Source organism: Kitasatospora sp. NPDC018058 (assembly GCF_044327205.1).
GTDB lineage: Bacteria > Actinomycetota > Actinomycetes > Streptomycetales > Streptomycetaceae > Kitasatospora.
The window spans coordinates 110,189-126,207 of record NZ_JBIRFA010000027.1; the positions used below are offsets into that span (position 1 = coordinate 110,189).

At 72.5% G+C, this 16,019-nt stretch carries 11 protein-coding genes, 1 pseudogene and 1 riboswitch; of the genes and pseudogenes, 5 read left to right on the forward strand and 7 right to left on the reverse strand.

Going from position 1 to position 16,019, the window contains the following annotated elements; all coding sequences use genetic code 11:
- Nucleotides 1-450 precede the first annotated feature (450 nt).
- From ACH4E7_RS31035 to ACH4E7_RS31055, 5 genes are all read right to left on the reverse strand, one after another.
- Nucleotides 451-2,106: a CocE/NonD family hydrolase gene (locus tag ACH4E7_RS31035; protein ID WP_396252483.1), complete on the reverse strand. Its 1,656-nt coding sequence runs from the start codon at nt 2,104-2,106 to the stop codon at nt 451-453.
- Between the two features lie 429 nt (nt 2,107-2,535).
- Nucleotides 2,536-2,808, reverse strand: coding sequence for a hypothetical protein (locus ACH4E7_RS31040; protein WP_396252484.1), 273 nt, complete (start codon nt 2,806-2,808; stop codon nt 2,536-2,538).
- A gap of 145 nt (nt 2,809-2,953) precedes the next feature.
- Nucleotides 2,954-3,871: a CAP domain-containing protein gene (locus tag ACH4E7_RS31045; RefSeq protein WP_396252485.1), complete on the reverse strand. Its 918-nt coding sequence runs from the start codon at nt 3,869-3,871 to the stop codon at nt 2,954-2,956.
- Between the two features lie 2 nt (nt 3,872-3,873).
- A riboswitch (cyclic di-AMP (ydaO/yuaA leader) is annotated at nt 3,874-4,042 on the reverse strand.
- A gap of 517 nt (nt 4,043-4,559) precedes the next feature.
- Complete coding sequence (locus ACH4E7_RS31050; protein WP_396252486.1) at nt 4,560-5,486, reverse strand: hypothetical protein; 927 nt, start codon at nt 5,484-5,486, stop codon at nt 4,560-4,562.
- A 329-nt stretch (nt 5,487-5,815) separates the two neighbouring features.
- The gene (locus tag ACH4E7_RS31055) at nt 5,816-6,196 is read right to left on the reverse strand and encodes a VOC family protein (RefSeq protein ID WP_396252487.1); all 381 of its coding nucleotides are present in this window, start codon (nt 6,194-6,196) and stop codon (nt 5,816-5,818) included.
- Nucleotides 6,197-7,534: 1,338 nt separating this feature from the next.
- On the opposite strand from ACH4E7_RS31055, the gene ACH4E7_RS31060 reads away from it, so the two are divergent.
- Both ACH4E7_RS31060 and ACH4E7_RS31065 read left to right on the forward strand, forming a co-directional pair.
- Nucleotides 7,535-8,137 (forward strand): replication/maintenance protein RepL, encoded by a 603-nt coding sequence (locus ACH4E7_RS31060; protein WP_396252488.1) that lies wholly within the window; start codon nt 7,535-7,537, stop codon nt 8,135-8,137.
- On the forward strand, nt 8,131-8,511 hold the full coding sequence (locus ACH4E7_RS31065) for a helix-turn-helix domain-containing protein (protein WP_355677131.1): 381 nt from the start codon (nt 8,131-8,133) through the stop codon (nt 8,509-8,511). The genes ACH4E7_RS31060 and ACH4E7_RS31065 overlap by 7 nt, the downstream gene beginning before the upstream one ends.
- Nucleotides 8,512-8,757: 246 nt before the next feature.
- Here ACH4E7_RS31065 and ACH4E7_RS31070 read toward each other — a convergent pair whose 3' ends face one another.
- A complete protein-coding gene (locus ACH4E7_RS31070; protein ID WP_396252489.1) occupies nt 8,758-11,451 on the reverse strand; it encodes an ATP/GTP-binding protein in 2,694 nt (897 codons plus the stop codon).
- Nucleotides 11,452-12,090: 639 nt separating this feature from the next.
- On the opposite strand from ACH4E7_RS31070, the gene ACH4E7_RS31075 reads away from it, so the two are divergent.
- The 3 genes from ACH4E7_RS31075 to tpg all read left to right on the forward strand — a co-directional run bounded on the left by ACH4E7_RS31075 (nt 12,091) and on the right by tpg (nt 15,544).
- Complete coding sequence (locus tag ACH4E7_RS31075; protein ID WP_396252490.1) at nt 12,091-12,450, forward strand: hypothetical protein; 360 nt, start codon at nt 12,091-12,093, stop codon at nt 12,448-12,450.
- Entirely contained in the window at nt 12,447-14,864 is a 2,418-nt protein-coding gene (tap, locus tag ACH4E7_RS31080; RefSeq protein ID WP_396252491.1) for a telomere-associated protein Tap, read from the forward strand. Before ACH4E7_RS31075 ends, tap begins: the two co-directional genes overlap by 4 nt.
- 98 nt (nt 14,865-14,962) lie before the next feature.
- On the forward strand, nt 14,963-15,544 hold the full coding sequence (tpg, locus tag ACH4E7_RS31085; protein WP_396252492.1) for a telomere-protecting terminal protein Tpg: 582 nt from the start codon (nt 14,963-14,965) through the stop codon (nt 15,542-15,544).
- Nucleotides 15,545-15,747: 203 nt separating this feature from the next.
- Here tpg and ACH4E7_RS31090 read toward each other — a convergent pair.
- Nucleotides 15,748-16,019: pseudogene (locus ACH4E7_RS31090) on the reverse strand (ATP/GTP-binding protein); the annotation flags it as partial.

A 16,019-nucleotide genomic window follows, 5' to 3' on the forward strand; every position in this document is an offset into this window, starting at 1 on the left:
CGTCCATATCCACCGGCTGTGTCGGCCTGCCGATCGATGTTGTCCGCGGACAACATCTCCAGCCCGCCGGAGCGGCCCGTCGCAACCGACGTTCCCTCTCATGTTGTCCGCGGACAACATCTCCGGCTCCGAAGCGGCGACCGCGGCCGACGCTACTCCCCCGCCCGGCCCGGTCTCGTGCGCCGTGTTGTCCGCGGACAACACGGCGGCCCGCGACGGCTCGGCCACGACGGGCCGCGCGGCCGGGGCGGGGATGTTGTCCGCGGACAACATCGTGAGCGTGTCCCGCTGGACGATGCGCTTGGCGCGCTCTTCCTCCTCGAACCGCTCCTCGCCGGTCGGTGGCTCCACGGCCTCAGGGCCGGACGGCCGTTCGCCGCTGGGACCCCACGGGCCCAGGAGTCTCCTGGGCCCGCACGCTCTCGGGGGTTCCCGGCAGCGGCCGGACGATCAGCGCACCGGCAGCGCCAGATCGGCCGGGTCGGCCGTGGTCGAGCCGAAGGTCACCCGGGAGCCGAGCGGAGTCTGCCCGCCGTACAGGGCGTCGCGGGTGCCCAGCACCAGCGCCAGGCGGTGGCCCGCCGGCAGGTCGTAGGCCGTGGCGAAGAGCGGGACGTCCAGTGGGAACGGCTGCTCGGGCGTCCGCCCGGACCAGCTCTGCGGCGCGTGCGAGATCAGCCGGCCGACGCCGAGCGCGTCCACGTCGTAGAGGTAGGCGACGACCGTGCCCTGCGGGGCCGTCGCGGTGACCGTCGTGTGCACCCGGGCGACGCCGCGCAGCGACAGGCCCTGCGGGTAGGGCCTCGACTGCCGGACGACGGCGGCCGAACGGGCCAACAGGGGGACGACCACGGTCGGCGGCTGGTGCACCGCCTGGTCGACCATCCCGGACAGCAGGGCGACGCCGCCGCTCGCACCGGAGGGGATGCCGCCGAGCACGGTGGTCCGCCAGTTCGCGGAGGCCGGGTCGCCGGAGGTGTCGGCAGCGAGGGTCTCGGCGCCGACCGTGAGGTGCTCGGTGCGGGAGCTGACGGACCGCCAGTCGGCGTGGCTCTCGGGCGCGCCGGAGGGCCGGACCTCCAGGTGGACCGGCTGCGGTCGGGTGTCCGGGGCCGGGGCTCCCTTGACGTACTGGTCGAGCCACGAGCGCGCGCTGTTCCAGGTGGCGTTGTCCAGTCCGAGCAGTCCTGTGAATTCCTGGCTCGCGTGGTCGCCCGGGCGCAGTTCGAGGCGCTTGGGCACGGTCAGCCGCTGGTAGAAGTCGGTGACCTGGCTGGGGTTGAAGAAGCTGTCGCCCCAGGCGTTGGCCATCAGCACGGCGGTGCCGTTCGCGTTGATCCGGTCCAGGTAGCGAGCCGGGGAGCGGGTGTCCGCCCAGCCGATGACCTCGGGCAGGTCACGGTCGGCGAAGAGGTCGTCAAGCACCCGTGCGAACTCGGGGCTCTTGCGGCCGGTCGGGGCCTGGATGCCGGCGAGCACGGCCGCGGCCTGCAGATGCCGGGTCTGCCCGCTGTAGAGCGAGTCGGTGAGGTCGGCCCAGCCGCTGAGCGAGGCGACGGCCTTGATCCGCGGATCGAAGGCGGCGCCGAGCAGGGTCAGCCCGCCGCCCAGCGAGAGCCCCACCATGCCGACCCGGTCCGGGTCGGCCGGGGTGTGCGCGAGCGCCCAGTCGATCACCGTGGAGATGTCCGCGACGTCCTTGGGCCCGGCGACATCGACCTTCCCGCCGGAGCCCCAGAAACCCCGCACCGTGTAGGTGACGACGACGTACCCGTCGGCGGCGAGCGCACGGCCCTGGGCGACGTACTCCAGGTCGTTCTGCCCCCAGCTGGCCGGCTGCACCACCAACGGGTAGCGCCCCTGCGGATCGGCTCCCGGCGTCCCGGGGGCCGGGGTGAACACGTCGGCCTTGAGGACGACGCCGTCCTTCATCGGGACGTCGGCCAGGCGGAACGACCCGACACCCACCGCGGCCGCGAGCGGCGAGTCCGCGACGGCGGGCTGTGCGACGGCGGGCTGTGCGACGGCGGCCCCGCCGAGGGCGAGCGTCGCCGCGAGGACGGCACTCGCCGTCCGGCGTCCACGGCTGGGGGTGGGTCGTTCCATCACGCGCTCCATCTGTGCTCGAACCGATCGATTGCCGGAGCGTAGCGATCTGACGGACCCTCAGGGGAGGTGGTGATCAGCCAAATTACCGGCCAGTAACGCCATCGCCTCGATCTGCCACAAGATCATTGATCGGAGAGGTCCCGGCCGGGTTCGGGCGCGGGGTTCGGCACGCTGCTGCCCTGGCATCGGCCCAGAATCGCTGGCCGCCACCGGCACGGCAAGACCATGACCGTCGGCCGGGAGCAGCACGACGTTGATCACGTGGCAGCCCGGTCCTAGGACGGGGCTGCCGCCCGCACCGCGGCCGCCACCAGCAGCCGGACCCTCGCCGAACGCCGAGATCGCCGAGCGCAGGACCCACAGCTCAGCTCGTTCTGAGACATCGGTACGGCCCGCTGTCGTGCCAGGTACCGGCCTCCCGTGCGGTCAGACGAGGCCGGTGAGCTTGTCAGGGTTGACCTGGAAGCGGAGGTTCTGGATGCGACCATCGGCGATGTCGTAGGTGAGCGCGCCGACCGAGCATCCGCCCATGGTGAACAGGATGCCTTCCTCGCCGCTGATGACTGCCGACTCCCGTGCCATGCCCAGTGGTTCGGGCTTGGCAAGGACGCCGGGCATCCAGCGGGCGACCGGGTCGGTGCCGTGCAGCGGGCGGCGGGCCGCGGTGACCTTGCCGCCGCCATCGGACCAGGCGGTCACGTCCGGGGTCAGCGGCTTGGACGGTGTCCGCCGGCCGATCCTCCGGCCGCCTCCGTCCCACGGGCCGGGTGCCCGCGGGACGGAGGCGGCCGACCCGCCCGAAACGGGGTCGGGCCGGCCTCGGCTCACGTCCTTGACGGACGGGTCAGTTGGAGAAGTCCTGGGTGAGCCAGACGGTTCCACTGGCATCCCGGTGGACGGCGATGCCGATGTGGGTGAACTCGCTGCTGAGGATGTTCTTGCGGTGGCCGTCGTTCGGCGGCGTCTCGTTCAGCATGTCCTGGGTCAGGCTCACCGCCATGGCGGCGATGTCCTGGGCCGAGGTGGAGACCCCGTTGCCGTAGCCTATGTTCTCCCCGGCGGCGTTCCACTGGACGCCCGCGGCCGTCTCCCGCGCCCCCAACTCGGCCTCGCCCGGGCACTGGTGGGACATACCACAGCCGTCGGCCATCGTCTGATCGTGGGCCTCGGCGCTGCTGGTCAGCCCCGACGTGATGGTGTAGGCGGGCAGACCCTGGGCGGCCCGCGCCTGGTTGATCAGATTGAGGACCTGCCGCACGGCGTCCGAGCTCGAACCGGTCTGCGCGGCCGGGGTGGTGGGTGTGGCCGCGGGGGCGGGGGCGTGCGTGGCCGGGGCGGACGGGGACGACGGCGCGGACGTGTGGGACGCCGGGGTCGGAGCCGGAGCGGAGGGCCGCGCCGAGTGGGAGCCCTGGGACTCGCCACCGGGGCGCGCGGTCGCGGATTCCGGGGCGGGGGAGGCCGGGGCGGACGGCGACGGCGCGGCCTGCGAGGCTTCGGGCGAGGTCGGAGTGGAGGTCGGAGTGGAGGGCGGGCCGGCTTGGTGGCGGTGCTGGCCATCGGAGTCGCTCTGGTGCCGGTGCTGGTGGTGCTCCTGCCACCCGGCGTGGCTCGCGTGGGTGTAGCCGGGCGCGGCGGAGGCTCCGCTCGCGCTCAGCAGCGGCAGCATAAGGCCGGCGCCGGCGATCCCGGCGGTGGCGGCCAGACGCGGGGTGTGTCTCCGGCGCGCACGGCGATGCCGGCCGGTACCTGAAGTCAGCATGGGGCGTCCCTCTGCGACGCCTGCGAGGTGAGCTGTCGGGTTCGGGCCGTGAGGTAGCCCGGCCGCACGCGGCGGCTTCACCCCTAGCCACACCCGTCTCGCCCGCGAACGGGCCGAGCAGGGCGCGGCGAACTACCTGGTTCCCCCGCTCCTGCCCGGTGCACTGCTCGACGTCCGGCCGACCGGTGGACAGGACTCGGCGTCCCGGCGGCAGGGTCCGCAGGTGCGAACAGCCTGAACGCTAGGCAGATCGACCCGGGAGACACAAGTTCGTATCGTGCATATCACACCGACATCCGGCGAAATCTGATGGAAAGACATATTCGCTGATATACCGCCGCATATATACCCTAATCGGACAGCTTCCCCGGCCGTCGATGCCGGTCGTGACGGCCGCCGCCCCGGAGAGGCGGAGGCGGACGAGGCAGCCGGCTCGCGTCAGTCGACGACCGGCCCGTGCGTGCGGCCGCGCTCGAGTTCGAGGAATCCCGAGGCCGACGACTCCACCGCCCGCACCGACCCGGCCTCCGACACCGGCGACCGCATCACCGTCGTCTACGGGGTGTAGCGCCCGGGGTGCCGGCGGAGCGCGTTGGAGTGTGCACAGACAGCGGCGGCGGGTTGTTTCGCCGCCGCCGCAGAAGACTTCCGGACCGCTGTCTCAGCCGTAGCGGCGGCGGGGTGCGGGTTAGGCCGCGCCTGTCGCGCAACCGGTCTCGAGAGCGATGAGGCGGTTGGCGAGGGTGCGCGCCGGGCCGGTGAGGCCCTTGAGGATCTCCCGGGCGTAGGGGCTCCGGGGGTGGTGGGCGAGGTCCTGGACGGCGCTCCAGAGTTCCGCGATGCCGGCCAGGCTGTGCTGGACGTGGCGGATGGCGTCGTGGCGCTGGGCGAGGTACTGCTCGGCTCTCTGATGGGCGTCGCGCCAGTCGACATCGCCCGCTTCGGCGGTCCGGGCGAAGGCCGGCGTGGTGTCGCCGTCGGCGAGCCGGATGGCGTCGATCTCCTCGACGCGCCGGCGCAGGTGTTCCTCCTCCTGTCGGGCGTCGAGGGCCACGGTGGCGTCGGTGAGGGCGAGGTGGCCGGCGATGACCTGCTCGGCGAGGTCGGGGGCGTCCCGGCGCAGTCGTGCGTGCTGGGCGAGGAGGGCCTTGGCGTCGGCCTTGCGTCTGCGGACGGCGGTGTAGGCGGCGTTGAGGGCGAGGGTGCCGGTGCGGACCTGTTCGGCGAGGTCGGGGGCGTGTTCGAGCACGGTGGTGGCGATGGACAGCCGGGTGACGTTGATGCCGTGGCGGGCGGTGTCGGACGGGAGTGAGCCCGGGGAGAGTGAGCGTGCCATCGCGGCGATCATGGCGTGCTGGCTCGCGGTGGTGTTCGGGTGGTGGCGGTTGGCGGACACGATCAGGCAGACCGGATCGTCGCCCTGATAGGTGGTGAAGCGGGGTTCGACGTCGGCCAATTCGCAGGCGGCGAGTCGCCCGCGGCCGTCCAGGAGGACGCCGTCGGCGTCCAGGATGACGGGCTCGGTCAAGCCGTTGCTCTCGATGTCCTGGGCGAGGTCGAGGAGTTCGTCGGGGCTGAGCATCGGGAACAGGGCGGTAACGGGGTGGACCTTCACGGTGGGGGATCTCCTTGATCAGGATGGGTACTGGGGCAGAAGACGCCACAAAGGGGCATATGGTTCAGCGATTGCGCTCGTCGACCTGGTCAAACATGGCGGCGTTGGTGGCGTACCGGCTGCGGTGCCGGACGTGCGGGTGATACGGCGCCACTTCGGACGGTGCGTCGCTGTGTTGCGGACGAGACGGCCCAAGCCGCCGCGTCGGCGCAGAACCGCCGCCGGCGTCCTCGGATCGCCGAGGCCCCACAGGAAGTTCCGACCTCGTCCACCGGGACGCCGACGGCCCGGACGGAACCCTTCGCCCGAACGGTCGGCGTGCCGACGCGTCAGAAGCCGCCGTACGGAACGGTGATGGCCTCCATGCCGTGCCCGGACGGATCCCGGAAGTAGACGCCGCGGCCACCGTCGTTGTGGTTGATCTCGCTGGGCCGCGCGAACCTCGGGTCGGCCCAGTAGCTGATGCCGCCCTCCTGCAGGCGGGCGAAGAGCTCGTCGAACTCCCGCTCCGAGATCAGGAACGCGTAGTGCTGCGGGGTGAACTGATCGGGCCCGGTGGCGAAGTCCAGTGTGACCCCGTTCGCGAGCACCAGCGGTAGGAACGGGCCCCAGGGCTCGCCGAGTTCGAGACCCAGCAGGCCGGCCAGGAACTCGGCGGACTCCTGGCGGTCACGGGCGAAGACGATGGTGTGGTTCAGCTGTACGGACATGATGGGGATGCCTCCAACACGGCCCCCGGGGCGAAATGCTCTTCCATCCGCCGGCCGGGACGGTCGGGCGCCGGTACCGGTGCCGGGCGAATCGGGCGGGCAATCCCCGCCTCTCGCAGCCTCGGGCCACGGGGCGGGGAGCGGAGGTCAAAGGCTCAGGGCGACGGCGGCGTCGATGCCGCCGAGGAACAGCGCGACGGTGGCCTCCCCCCCCCCCCCCCCGACGGAAGGGGTGGTCCAGGGCGAGGTGACCGGGGCCGGTGGCGGCGGTCTTCATCGCAGGAACCCCCTTTCGGGCATGGGCGTCGACCCGTTGCGTGGACCCGCTCCCTCCACGCTACGACTCACGTTCGCCGGACGGTCGGCTCGGCCCGTCTCCGTTGCGAACCGCCGGCTTCATCGCCCGGAACCCCTACCGGGCGCGCCGCGCGCGTCAGGACGGCAGCACGTCCGGTAGGTCGGGACGCTGCATGGGCTCAGGTGGGCCTTCCCCGAGCACGGGCTTGGGCGGCCGCGTGGTCCTGGTCGAGCCCCATGACCAGGAACAGGCCGTGCTGCCTGCATCATCGGCTGCGTCTGTGCTCTTCCGGGCTCCGCCATCTGCGCGGGGGACATCCGGGGTGGGTGTGGAAGCGCAGAAGATGGTTCCCGAGCCACGGACCTACCGCCGACACCTTGCGGGGCCAGACCCGTGCGATTGGTGGCGGACCGCATGGTGTCCAGCGCCGCGGCCGTGTGGGGGTGGCCGAGGCGACGGATTTGGAAGTCGTGTGGTGCTGAAGTCGCCACCTGCAAGTGTCCTCCGCTTCGGGCTGCATACGGCGAGGGCATGCCAGGGGTGACCATGCGTCGGTTGCTGTTCAACGGCCTGGCGGGAGCGCACCACATGTGGGCGGGGGACTGCCCGCGTGGGTGGGAGGGAAGCTTCTTCAGCGAGGCGAGGCGAGGCGAGGCGTGGCGCGCCGGAACCATGCCTCGCCGGCAGCCTGCGGTAGGAGCGGTGGCGGGCCTTTTTTATGTAAGAGGACAGCTGGCCGATCCCGCCTCTGACCTGCGAACTTGGAAAATCAAAGGTCTAGCTGCGCCGACACTTGGGTCGTTTCTGTGTCACGGAACGCCGACATTCGGGCCCAATGTTTCGCAATGCTGCGAAACATTGGGGTTGGTGTGCGCCGACACCCGGGACCTCCCGCGTGATCGCCGGACCTGGCCAGACGAACCGGCCGCCGAGAGTCCCGACCACGCCCACGACACGTGTTTCGCACTCGCGCGCAGAATGCTTCGCACCATTGCGAAGGACGTGTAGCCTGCTGCCGACACGAGCAAAGGATCACGGTCTTGGCACAGGCAGAGCGCGACAGCACCCGCAGGCAGGCACCCGGGCGGACCCGCCAGCCGAGACTCCAGCCCGCCGGCCCCCAGCACCAGCGCGACCTCGCCGCCGAGATCGTCCGCGGCTACGCCGGCCACCTCCCGAACGGCGTCTACGAAGCCCGCACCAAGTTCTACCGCCGCGCCCCCCACGAAGTCCTCGGCTCCGACGGCTACGCCCTCCTCAGCCGCTACTTCGCCCGCTACGTCCTCCCGCAGGCGCTCATGTCCGGCGAGATGACCAAGCTCCAGTGCGCCGTGCTGTCGAACATCGTCGGCCGGGCCGAACGAGGCGTCTGCCACGCCATCCAGCGCGAGATCGCCGACGAGATCGGCACCAGCCGCTCCAGCGTCAGCCCCGCCCTCAAACACCTCGCCGCACGCAACTACATCCGCAGCGTCGGCCGGGGAGTCTGGCAGCTCAACCCCCTCATCGCGTACAAAGGCAACGGGGACGAGCAGCAGACGTTTCTCGCCGAACTCCGGGCACTCGCCCTCGAGAACGGATTCCCTGACATCATCGGGCTGGCAGCCGTCCAGAACGGGGACAAGGAGTCGACAGCATGCTGATGGTCACCGACCTGTTCGGGATGCTGCGGCGCCTCGAACTCACCCCCACCGCGACGAACGTCCTGTCCGTCATGGTCGAGCGGCAGAACCCCGGTGGTGTCGTCCCCCTCACCCAGCAGGACATCGCCGAAGAACTCCAGATCCTCCCCTCCGTGGTCAGCCGCGGGATGACCCTCCTCGTCGAGCGCGGCCTCGTCCTGCGCAAGGGCTACCGCTACCGCCTCCACCCCGCCATCGCCGGCTACAGCTCCGAACTCGAGATGCAGGCCGCCATGGCCCGCGCCGCCCGCGAAGGCGTCCCCCCCATCCTCATCCCCGACTACCAGGCCGCCCCGCCCAAGGCTGGCCGCTCCAGGCTGCGCGCGGTCGGCTGACCGTCCCGGCGCAGCCGGGCCGGGACGGGTGTGAGCGGCTACTGCGACCGGATCGGCCGGCAAGTTCGTCCCGGCCGATCGTGTTCGCGCAGGTCAACGGGTTGTCCGGCGCGGGTCAGGCTGGGCGGCGGACAGCTGAGGGGCAGGCGAAGCAGGGCCGAGTGCTGGAGACCCTGGTGGCCGGGCAGACGGCGGTTCTGCAGGCGTTGCGCCGCCTGGGCGGCAAGCAGTAGGCCCCACGCCGCTTCAGCGTGCGGTGCGCAGGCGGTCCTGCCGCGTGGTGACGAGGGCGCGCCAGCGGGAGCGCACGGCTTCGGGGCCGTCGAGCCAGCGTGCGGGGGAGGGGAAGTGGAGGGGGCGGCCGGCCATGAAGTGGGCGATGTCGGTGTAGTAGGCGTAGTCGTGGCTGCGGGTGAGCTGGTCGAGGTCGCGGATCGCGGTGTCCAAGCCGGCGTCGTCTAGGACGGCGTGGTGGAAGCAGCGGGCGAGGGCGAGGGTGGTGCGGGCGGCCCTTACACCGGAGGCATCGACCTCCAAGCCGAGGACGTTCGCGCGGTCGAGGAACTCCTCGCCGCCGGCGCCGGCCGCGAGGACGAGGGCGGCGATGCGGGTGGTGAGGGTGGTGGCGCGCAGGTCGAGGCCGGCCAGGAGCTGGGCGGCGAGGTCGAGGTCGTCGTCGGCCGTCTCGGGGGCGGTGAACGCGCGGACGAAGGCGAGCTGGGCCTGGGCGGTGGCCCTCTCTCCGGCGACGGCGTGCCGTTCGGCGTCGGTGCGGGCGGCCTCGTAGTTGGCGGCGGCCTGGTCCATGTGGGCGTGGATCCAGGCGAGGTCGCCGAGGACGCGGTTCTGGCGTCCGGCCCAGCCGAGGGTCTGGGCGGCGGCGTGGGCGGTGGGGAAGTCGCCGTCGAGGCGGGCGAGGTGGGCCAGGCCTCGGCGGGCCGCGGGGGCGAGGCGGGTGGTGCCGGCGGCGACCTGCTGCATGCCCTGGCGGGACGCGCCGGTGCGGCCGAGGTCGCGGTGGGCTTTAGCCCGGTAGTAGAGGGCCATGTCGGTCAGGTCCTCGGGCAGCAGGTGGCTGTCGATGACGCGGGTGAGGCGGTCGGCGGTGCGGGTGCGGTGCTCGCGCTGGCGGGCGGCGAGCGCGCTGAGGGTCTCCACCAGGGCGTCGGCCGGGGTGTCCAACGCGATGTCGTCGCCGTGCCCGATCGTGGTGGCCTGCCCGGGCACGTTGGCGGGGGCGGGCGGGGCGAGTGGTTCCCAGATCGAGTCGGAGACGTAGGACCAGGCGGCGTCGGCGAGCCAGCCGAGGTCGAGGCGGTGGTCGCGGGCCAGGCGCAGCCCCTGGCGCAGGCCGCCGATCAGCAGCGCGCGGTCGCCCGTGGCGGCGGTGGTCCACTGGTCACCGAGGGCGGTGTGGGCGCGGTCGGCGGCCCGCTGCCAGTCCTGTTCGGACCAGCGGTCGTCGGTGCGGTCGTCGGCGCCGCGCAGGGTGGAGCGGACCAGGGCGTGGAGGCGGTACGGCCACAGCGCCGCCGGGTCTTCGTGGACCAGGGGTCGTTCGACCAGGCGCAGGGCGGGTGCGTCGTGGCTCATGCCGGCCGCGGCGGTGGCGAGCGGGATGTCGAAGGCGTCGAGCAGGGCGGCGGCGCGCAGCACGTGCCGCTCGTCGCCGGTGAGGTCCTGGAGGGTGCGGGCGATCAGAGCGCTGAAGTCGGCCTCGAAGTCGTCAGCGGTCGGGACGCGGCTGCGGCGGATCTCCAGGAAGCGCAGTGCGGCGAGGTCGAGGTAGAGCGGCAGGCCATGGGAGCGGCGGGCGATGACGGCGCGGATGTCCGCAGGGATGAGGGGGTGGTCGTCGGTGGTGGTGAGGCGGTGGGCGAGGTAGTCCTCACAGTCCTCCGCCGAGAAGTCGCCGATCAGAAGCTGTCGGCGGCCGACGGCTGGGGCCGGGGTGCGGGCGGCGGGCACGAGCGGGGTGGAGGCGGGGGCGAGGTCGGGCCAGGCAGTGGGCCCCGTGTAGTCGAGCTGGCCCTGCAGAGCCGGGTCGGCCCACTGCAGGCGGCTGCGGCCGGTGATGACGAAGACCGCGTTCGGCATAAGCCAGACGACGCGCTGGACCAGGCGTTCCAGGTCGCGGTGGGTGCGGTCGCCGACGTCCTCGAAGCCGTCCAGCAGCACCACCGGCACCACCGCCTTCTTCACGGGCAGGCGGGCGAGCTCCCATGCCAGCAGGTGCGGGTAGAACGACAACGTCTCCAGGTCGGGCTCGGCCTCCAGCAGGTCCGCAAGGCGCGCGCAGCCGGCGAGCGCACGGGCCTTCTCGTGCCGCTGGCGCAGGGCGGTGACCAGGGCGGCGGCGACCTGTCCCGCGGCGGAGCCGACGACACCGGGCAGCGCGAGCTGCTGGGCGGCCTCGCCGACGGCGCCCTTGATCTGGCCGGGCAAGGCCTCGCCCGCCATGGCCGCCAGCCCGCGACGGCGCAGGTACTCCTCCAGCGGCTCGCCCGGATGCGTGGCGTCCCAGTAGCGGCGCAACGCGATGTCGAAGGCGGGTAGGCCGCGGCCGACGCGCCGGGCGAGCGCCAGGCGCAGGGTGAGTACGAGCTGCTCGAAGTCGGTGCCAGCGGCGCGGGCCAGGTCGATGCGCACCGGCAGGAGACGAGGGCTCTCAGGCCACACGGGCGCGCCCCAATGCGCGGGGCGCCGGCCCGCGTCGGTGAGCGCGGCCTCCAGCTTGCGCGAGAGCGTGGATTTTCCGATTCCGCCGACCCCGTGGATGATCAGCACGTTGTGCCTGGGGGCCTCAAGGTCCTGGACGTCGAAGCCCGGATCTGCGATCTGGGCGAGGTGCTCGGTGAGCACGGAGGAGACGGCTTCCCATTGCGCCTCGCGGTTGGTGAACGCCTCGCCCGTGCCCACCTGCTCGTTCGAGCCGAACATTGCCCGCAGATCCCTCGCCACCGACGATCCCCTCCGCACCGATCTGACAGGGCATCAACCTACGCCTCATCGCGGCAGGTTGGCACCGGTGTCAGGCCTCGTGCGGTGCAGCGGGCTGGCGCCTGGTCGGCGGTTCAGCCCCGGGTGGTCCAGAGATGGATCAGGCTGCGTTCCTCGTCGCGGGCCGTCGGCGCCGGTCACGGGTCCGTAGTCGAACCGCAGGACCAAACCGCGCTGCCGGAGCTCGACCCGGTCCTGCCAGGCGGACCGCTGCGGGTGCCCGACGATGACCTGCTCGCACGCCGAGGCGACGGTCGGCGTCGCACTGCCCACCCTGGCCCTCTGCTTGACCCTGTGTGAGGCCCCGGTTACCCGGCGTCTGCCGCCAATCGGGTGAGCATGTTGGAGCCGCTGCTGTTCGGGGTCTGTTCCGGGAAACCGGCCGGACCCGAACGGCTTCGTAGGAGCGGGGCTGCGGGGATGGGGTGGGGCTCTGTGCGGTCGGCTGGCGGGCTTCGGCCGGGTCGCTGCGCCGGAAAGCGATATGTTATCAGGCGATGGAGAGTTTTATCACTTGATGAAAACTTTTGAAGCCACTACGTTGCAGTTGTTTGCGATGGATGTTTGGTGGAGGGGTTCATGCTGGCGGTGGATGTCCGGCAGTCGCTGAGAGACGGTAAGACGGTGATCGAGGGGGCTTCGCGCTGGTGGCGGTTCGGCGACCAGACGGTCGCCGACCACGGGGACTTCCTGCTGGCGTTCGTCGAAGGCCAGCTGTGCGTCGGGGCTTTCGAGATCCGCAGCGCGTCGCGCGACGAGGCCGAGGGCGGCAAGTACGTGTTCGAGCTGGTGCCAGCGGCTCGGTTCGAGTGGGCCCTCCTGGGACACCTGCCGCTGCCGGCCGGCCGCAATCCGGCCCGGGTGCTGACCGGATCGGCGCTGCGCGAGTTCCTGGACTCCGCCCCCAAGAACGCGTCTGCCCTCGAGGAGGCGAGGTGACCGGCACTCCGGACGCGATCGACGCGTTGCTCGGTGCCGGCCCGCGCCGCGCCGTGCCGCTGCCCGACTCGGCCGAACGCGAGAGGCTGCGCACCGAGTACGGGCTGACCAAGGCGGAGACCGCGAAGGCCCTCGGTATCAGCACCAGCACCTTCACTGCCTACGAATCGGGTCGGCGTGACCCGCAGGGCGAGGCCCGCACCGCGTACGCGCGTCTGCTGGAGGGCATCGCCGCCCAGCTCAGCCCCGCGCCCGCGGCCCCGGAACAGCCGCCTGCTTCAACCGCTGCGATCGGCGCGCCGCTCTCGGCCTCCGCCCCGACTCAGGCGCAGGCACCCACCACGCCCGGCGACGTGGTGCTGGAGCTGGACCGCACCCCGGCCGGGGACCTGGTCGCCGGGCCGCCTCAGCCGTGCGTGCGGTGCGGGCGGCCGACGCCTTACCGCTCGGGCGGGCGCCCGGTGCACATGGGCGGCTGGTGCGCGCCCGCCCCGGCCGGGCAGCCGGCGGCCGCCGTCCCGGTCGCGGAGCAGCCCGCCCCTCAGGCCCCGGCCGAGTCGGCTGCCTCGGTCGCTTCGGTCGCTGCGCCCCGTCAGACCGCCCCCGCCGTTGCACCGGCTGCGGCCCGGCGCGGCGCGTCGTCCCGCCCTGCCGCCGGCGCGGCGTCGCGGGCGCGGAAGGCGGTGGTGAGGAAGTCGGCCGCCGAGGCCGGTCCGGCCGACTGGGAGCTGGCCGCAACTGCCAGGTTCCCGGCCGGTCCGCTCGCGGTGCTGGACGTCGCCCCGTCCGGGAAGGCGCTGGTGGCCCACCTGGCCGACGGCGCCCTCGCACCGTCCGCCCCGGCCGGGCGGACCCTCGCCGATGTCGTGGAGTGGGCGCTGGAGGTGAAGCTGGGCTCGCCCAGGTTGCACCGGCACGGCAAGGACGGCGACGCCCTGGTCGTCATCACCGACGCCGCGCTCGCGGAGCTCGGCCTGCCGCCGATGGGCCGGGACGAGAAGAAGGAGTACGTCCAGCGCCTCGGCCAGCTGCCGAAGACTCACAAGGCCGTCAAGCAGATCGAGAAGGCCGGCTGGCTGCTGACCCAGCGCGGCCTCGGCCCGTGGGCGCGGGTCTACCGCACCCCCGAGGACGGCAAGCGCCAGTGCGTCCAGCTGTGCATCCCCGCCTGGGGCGCGCTGGCCACCGGCGGCTGGCAGATCCCCGACGGCCTCGGCGCCGCCGACCTCGCCCGCCTGCTCGGCACCTACGCCACCCGCGTGCTGACCCCCCGCGGCTCCACCGCCGTCTCCGGCCTGGAGCTGGTCACCGCGCTGCGCCCGCCGACCCGCGCGGTACGCACCGAGGCCGGCTGGATGTCCGGGCCGGTGGAGGGCTCCCGGCCGGCCACGGGCTTCGACCCGGCGCCGCCGGAGGTCCCGGAGATCCACCCGCTCGCCCAGGACCGGGAGCCGGGCGGCGAGCTGGTCACCGAGGCGTGGGACTGGCACCGCGACCTGACCGACGCCGAGAAGGCCGCCGCCTGGGCGGTGGGCCTGGACATCAACATGGCCTTCCTCGCCGCAGCCGGCCGCCTGACGCTGCCGCTGGGCCCGCCGGTCCGGGAGACCGCGCCGGCCTTCGACCCGAAGGTGCCCGGCTCCTGGCTGGTCGACCTCTCCCACGTCGAGACGGACCCACTGCTCCCGTCGCCGTTCACCGCCGACGGCTCCCGGCCGACGGGCCCGGCCTGGTACTCCACGGTGAAACTGGCCTACGCGGTGGAGCTCGGCGCCCGGGTCCAGCCCACCGAGGCCTACCTGCGGCCCGAGCACGGCCCCTACCTGGACCCGTGGCACAAGCGGCTGCGCCAGGCGTACCTGGACACGATGGCAGAGCTCGGCGTCCCGCTGGACCTGGCCGACCGCGACCCGTTCGCCTTCCTCGACGCCATGGCCGCCGTCAAGGCGACCGGCGACCCGGCGGAGCTGGCGGTGCTCACCGCGATCAAGCAGACCGCCAAGGGCACCATCGGCAAGTTCCGTGAGCGCCCGCGCGGGCACGGCTACCGGCACGGCGAGCGCTGGGCCGCGCTGGACCGGCCGACCTGGGACCCGCTGATGCGTGCCCTGGTCATCGACACCGCTACCGTCAACATGCACCGCAAGCTCCGCAAGATGGCCGCCGACACCGGCCTGCGGGCCATCGCGGTGCTGTCCGACTGCGCGGTGTTCGCCTCCCCCGGGCCCGGCGCCCTGGACGTCCTCACCAAGTCGGACGGCACCCTCAGCACCTCGCTGCGCCTCGGCGTCAGCCCCGGCCTGGTGAAGTTCGAGGGTTCCCGGCCGATGGCGGAGGTGCTGGAGCTGATCGCGGACGAGGCCAACCCGGCCCGGCACATCAAGACCGGCGGCCTGGTGTCCGCCGACGAGTAGCTGCTCCCCGTGCGCCCCGCCGGCACCGATCGGCGAGCCGCCCACCCGCACCATTCGACGCCGTCCCGGCCGGGACGGCAGGAAGGATCTGATGCCCCATGAGCCGGGAGATCGACGAGGGTCTGGAGCGTTCCGAGCGCACCCGCCCCATCCCGGTGCACCTGAACACCAGGGTCAAGTTCCTGTGGGAGAAGGTCGCCAAGGAGGACACCGCCAAGCTCGCCCAGGCCGTCGGCGTCTCGGTGCGCACCGCGCAGCGCTGGGCCCGCGCCCTGACCGCCCTGGCCGAGGGCCGGATGACCGGCGACATCCCCATGACCCGGGCCAACGCGGCGAAGGTCGAGCGGGCGGTACGGGCGGCCTGGCAGCCGCGGGTGAAGCAGCGGGTGCGTCGCCAGGCCGAGCAGCGCGGCTTCATGCTCCACATGCAGGCGACCTTCGGGTTCAGCGCGGCCGGCGGCTCCACCGACGACCCCCGCCCCCGGATGATCACCCAGAAGATGCCCGGCGACGTGGCGCGGCGGCTGTACGAGGCCCGCGACGCCGGAGCCACCCAGGCCCGGCAGGAAGCGATCCTCGCCGAGGCCCTGCGGGACGAGTACTTCAAGGACGGCGGACGCCGTGCCCGCGGCCTCGACGTCGAGCTGAACGACATCGCCTGGATGGACGTCGAGCTGTAGAACCACCCTCCGGCGGCCCCGTGTCGCCGGATTCGGGTGACTGAGCGCTTCAGTCGGCGGACGAGCGGCCGACTCGGCGAGTCGTGCGTGCGGCGTCGATGGTGATGGCGAGTTGGTCGGCGTGGTCAGCCCGGTCAACGCGTAACTCGCCAAGTGAAGCGCTCAGTCACACCACCACCCCGAACCCGACATGCCGCTACGCCTCAGTGCGGGAGGTACCGCCGACCCAGAAGGTTCAGGGCATGCACCAGCGCATCGCGCTGAGTGGCATCCAGGTCCGCGGTCAGCTCGGCGTCCAGGCCCTGGGCGGCGTCCGCACAGCGCGAGAGCAGGGCACGCCCTTCGGCAGTAAGGCTGAGGACCTGCCGACGGCGGTCCTCCAGGTGCACGTCGTCGACCAGCACCAGCTGGGTGCCCAGGTCGCACAGCAGCTCGCACACCGCGTTGGTGATCTGGATCTGGTTCATACGCTCGG